At 56.3% G+C, this 1295-nt stretch carries 3 protein-coding genes; all 3 read right to left on the reverse strand.

Annotated elements, in window-relative coordinates:
- Nucleotides 1-330, reverse strand: a 330-nt coding sequence (locus NS334_RS17890; protein WP_206542674.1) for an NADPH-dependent FMN reductase, incomplete at its 3' end; no start/stop codon positions are given.
- On the reverse strand, nucleotides 296-451 hold the full coding sequence (locus tag NS334_RS19450) for an NADPH-dependent FMN reductase (protein WP_428835065.1): 156 nt from the start codon (nucleotides 449-451) through the stop codon (nucleotides 296-298). The genes NS334_RS19450 and NS334_RS17890, both read right to left, overlap by 35 nt.
- Nucleotides 452-635: 184 nt before the next feature.
- A partial coding sequence (locus tag NS334_RS16280; protein ID WP_342585558.1) for a hypothetical protein occupies nucleotides 636-1295 on the reverse strand: 660 nt, incomplete at its 5' end.

The following is a 1295-nucleotide window of genomic DNA, read 5'->3' on the forward strand; positions in this document are numbered from 1 at the left end:
GCCCTGGGAGAAATGAATATACACTTCCGGCTGTCCGAGCGTCGGGACGTCAAGATAACCAAGCACACTGCGTAGATGGGCTTGAGCGACTGCGGTGCCGATCGCTCCGATCGATGCACCCGCAATGCCGGCAGGCTTGCCAGCCCACAGATTCTTTCCGTATGGCCGCGATACCCAATCCAGAACATTCTTAAGCGCGGTCGGAAGCGAGCGATTGTGCTCGGGCGTCACGAACAGAAGGGCTCTTGGCTGCGGCGATTTGCGATTTTGTGCGCGATACCGCTTCGGGCGGCGATTAATCGAGATCCTGATTGTATACCGGTAGGTCATCGATTAGGATGAAGTCGCAATCGAAGACGTTTGGTGCGAGCTTCACCAAAGCCTTGGCGAGCTTCAGATTGATTGACTCCTTGCGGATGCTTCCAACAATGATTGCAACTGTGCGAGCCATGAAAGCGATCCTAGTCGTAGTTTCAAGTCAATTGCCCCGGCTTATGTACCCAGTGGTCAATTCTCCTAAAGCCCGTCTACTCTTGGTCAAATAGAACCATACAGCTCGGAGCAAGCATTGAATTGACGACAGTCAATGTTTCTCGTCAAAGATTCTGTTGTGAGGTCGCACATTGCCCAGCCAATCAAGTGCCGCTTCTGTCATCGCCGAGCCACGGGTCAGGATTGATGGAAGATAGCGGAACGTCGGCCAAGGTCTTCTTGAGCTCCACCTCGTGAACGTGAACGTGTTCCGCGCCGCACCGGCGCATGATTTCCTGCGCCTTGTGTTCTGCTTCTGGGTCGCGAACGCGCACCAATACGACTAGACCGCTCATCCGCAACTCGTCCTCCAAGTCAATACTCTCCCCAGTACTGACAAGGCGATTTTTGATGATCTTGGCCAGGCCGGCCGCGGTAGCACCGCCGGCAAGCGCCGCAGCAGCTGCGGCAGCCAAAGCTCCACCTGATGCCACGATTGGGAGCGCGGCTCCCACGGTGCCAATCGTTATCAGGGTTCCGAACACCAAGGCGGTCGCAGTGGTTTCATCATCCGGTTTGATCAACTCACGTCGGGGGGCATCGGGATGCTCTGCCGCTACGATCGGCGCCGAATAGTATGCTCCCAGAGCGCGCATGACCGTCATTGGGCTCGCCATAAGGTCGATATCGCCTCGGTCGAATCCGGATCGAGTCAGATCGTCGACGAGCCGATCGAGGGCCTCGCGACTCTTGAGCGTCCCCACAACTTCTCGAACGCGGATGGTATCGAGGACTTCATTCGCGGAACGACTATCGGTCATAAG

It is taken from the genome of Sphingomonas endophytica, from assembly GCF_001476895.1.
Taxonomy (GTDB): Bacteria; Pseudomonadota; Alphaproteobacteria; order Sphingomonadales; family Sphingomonadaceae; genus Sphingomonas; species Sphingomonas endophytica_A.

Excerpts from the sequence above, each read along its gene's own strand:
- NS334_RS19450 (WP_428835065.1), bottom strand. The coding sequence starts at position 451 with ATGGCTCGCACAGTTGCAATCATTGTTGGAAGCATCCGCAAGGAGTCA.